2 rRNA genes are annotated in these 1,948 nt (G+C 54.8%); both read right to left on the reverse strand.

Annotated features, from left to right (window positions below):
* Positions 1–5 precede the first annotated feature (5 nt).
* Positions 6–121 (reverse strand): 5S ribosomal RNA (rrf, locus tag KUV72_RS19605).
* Between the two features lie 106 nt (positions 122–227).
* Positions 228–1,948 (reverse strand): 23S ribosomal RNA (locus KUV72_RS19610); the annotation flags it as partial.

The following is a 1,948-nucleotide window of genomic DNA, read 5'->3' on the forward strand; positions in this document are numbered from 1 at the left end:
TAAATGCCTGACGATGACCTACTCTCGCATGGGGAGACCCCACACTACCATCGGCGCTGAGCGGTTTCACTTCTGAGTTCGGCAAGGGATCAGGTGGTTCCCACTCGCTATGGTCGTCAGGCGAAAAAAGGCAATGTATATCAATGCTGGCAAAGTCTTGCTCGATACGTCCCACGTATCCGTCAATTGTGTCGTGACACCATCGACCAAAACCTCTTGGGTGTTATATGGTCAAGCCTCACGGACCATTAGTACCGGTTAGCTCAACGCCTTGCAGCGCTTCCACACCCGGCCTATCAACCAGCTGGTCTTGCTGGGTCCTTTAGGAGGCTCAAGGCCTCAGGGAGATCTCATCTTGAAGGGGGCTTCCCGCTTAGATGCTTTCAGCGGTTATCCCGTCCGTACATAGCTACCCGGCAATGCCATTGGCATGACAACCGGAACACCAGAGGTACGTCCACTCCGGTCCTCTCGTACTAGGAGCAGCACTTCTCAAATCTCCAACGCCCACGGCAGATAGGGACCGAACTGTCTCACGACGTTCTAAACCCAGCTCGCGTACCACTTTAAATGGCGAACAGCCATACCCTTGGGACCGACTTCAGCCCCAGGATGTGATGAGCCGACATCGAGGTGCCAAACACCGCCGTCGATGTGAACTCTTGGGCGGTATCAGCCTGTTATCCCCGGAGTACCTTTTATCCGTTGAGCGATGGCCCTTCCATACAGAACCACCGGATCACTAGAACCTACTTTCGTACCTGCTCGACGTGTCTGTCTCGCAGTTAAGCACCCTTATGCTCTTGCACTCAATGCACGATTTCCAACCGTGCTGAGGGTACCTTCGTGCTCCTCCGTTACTCTTTGGGAGGAGACCGCCCCAGTCAAACTACCCACCACACACGGTCCTCGAACCGGATTACGGTCCTGAGTTAGAACGCCAATGATGCCAGGCTGGTATTTCAAGGTTGGCTCCACCCCATCTGGCGACAGGGTTTCAAAGCCTCCCAGCTATCCTACACAAGCAACATCAGCGTCCAGTGTGAAGCTGTAGTAAAGGTTCACGGGGTCTTTCCGTCTAGCCGCGGGTACACAGCATCTTCACTGCGATTTCAATTTCACTGAGTCTCGGGTGGAGACAGCGTGGCCATCATTACGCCATTCGTGCAGGTCGGAACTTACCCGACAAGGAATTTCGCTACCTTAGGACCGTTATAGTTACGGCCGCCGTTTACCGGGGCTTCGATCAGGAGCTTCGCGTGAGCTAACACCATCACTTAACCTTCCGGCACCGGGCAGGCGTCACACCCTATACGTCCGCTTGCGCGTTTGCAGAGTGCTGTGTTTTTAATAAACAGTTGCAGCCACCTGGTATCTTCGACCGCGTCAGGCTCCGGTCGCGAGGACCTTCACCCTAATGCGGCGTGCCTTCTCCCGAAGTTACGGCACCATTTTGCCTAGTTCCTTCACCCGAGTTCTCTCAAGCGCCTTGGTATTCTCTACCTGACCACCTGTGTCGGTTTGGGGTACGGTCCCACAGTATCTGAAGCTTAGAGGCTTTTCCTGGAAGCGTGGCATCGATGACTTCCTGACCGTAGTCAGTTCGTCTCGCCTCTCGGCCTTAAGGGTCCGGATTTTCCTGAACCCTCAGCCTACTGGCTTTCACCAGGACAACCAACGCCTGGCTCACCTAGCCTTCTTCGTCCCCCCATCGCAATACTGTGAGGTACGGGAATATTGACCCGTTTCCCATCGACTACGCCTTTCGGCCTCGCCTTAGGGGCCGACTCACTCTGCTCCGATTAGCGTCGAACAGAAACCCTTGGTCTTCCGGCGGGGGAGTTTTTCACTCCCCTTGTCGTTACTCATGTCAGCATTCGCACTCGTGATACCTCCAGCATGCTTCTCAACACACCTTCATCGGCTTACACGACGCTCCTCTACCGCT

The sequence above is a fragment of the Halomonas sp. DP4Y7-1 genome, from assembly GCF_019800705.1.
In the GTDB taxonomy this organism is placed as follows: Bacteria; Pseudomonadota; Gammaproteobacteria; order Pseudomonadales; family Halomonadaceae; genus Halomonas; species Halomonas litopenaei_A.